This is a genomic window from Acinetobacter sp. V2, from assembly GCF_001188385.1.
GTDB lineage: Bacteria > Pseudomonadota > Gammaproteobacteria > Pseudomonadales > Moraxellaceae > Acinetobacter > Acinetobacter oleivorans.
Genome location: NZ_JZFB01000001.1, coordinates 441,284 through 441,842, shown reverse-complemented (window position 1 = coordinate 441,842; position 559 = coordinate 441,284). Strand labels below are relative to the sequence as shown.

The following is a 559-nucleotide window of genomic DNA, read 5'->3' as shown; positions in this document are numbered from 1 at the left end:
CCGAGTTGTCCTGCCACATCCATAACGCGAATTACATCCTGATGAGACGCTTTGGCATCCGCAGCAATGATGAACATAAAGTCACGGTGCTCTTGAGCAACTTGCTTAATTGCAGTACTCAGATCAGCAACCTCTTTAGATGAAAGCGCTTGACCATTCACAGCATAATGACCAGCAGAGTCTACCACGACTTCAATTTTATGATCGTACTGTTTTGGTGGAACACCTTGTGCATCTGGTAATGTTAAATTGATGCGACTTGGCTGATTAAAAGTGGTCGACAGCAATAAAAAAACCAAAATGAATAACAAACAATCAATCATAGGCGTTAAATTGATATGAATGTCTTCAACTTGAGAACGTTTAAACTTCATTTGGCGTCCACCTCTTAACCAACACGGCGGTGTTCAGCTACAGACGAAGAACGCTTATAGAACAAGGAAGCATGAAACAAGGTCGATTGCTGTTCTAATTCAGCAATATAATCTTGCACTACTCTTTGGAAATAGCGATAAGCAATTAGAGCAGGAATTGCAATTAACATTCCCACAGCTGTGGT

The 559-nt window shown here is 41.0% G+C and carries 2 protein-coding genes; both read right to left on the bottom strand.

The features are described from left to right. Positions 1-374, bottom strand: a 374-nt coding sequence (locus UC75_RS02035) for an ExbD/TolR family protein (RefSeq protein ID WP_049836515.1), incomplete at its 3' end; no start/stop codon positions are given. 14 nt (positions 375-388) lie between these two features. After that, positions 389-559: MotA/TolQ/ExbB proton channel family protein (locus UC75_RS19755; protein WP_228137201.1), on the bottom strand; the 171-nt coding region annotated here is incomplete at its 5' end.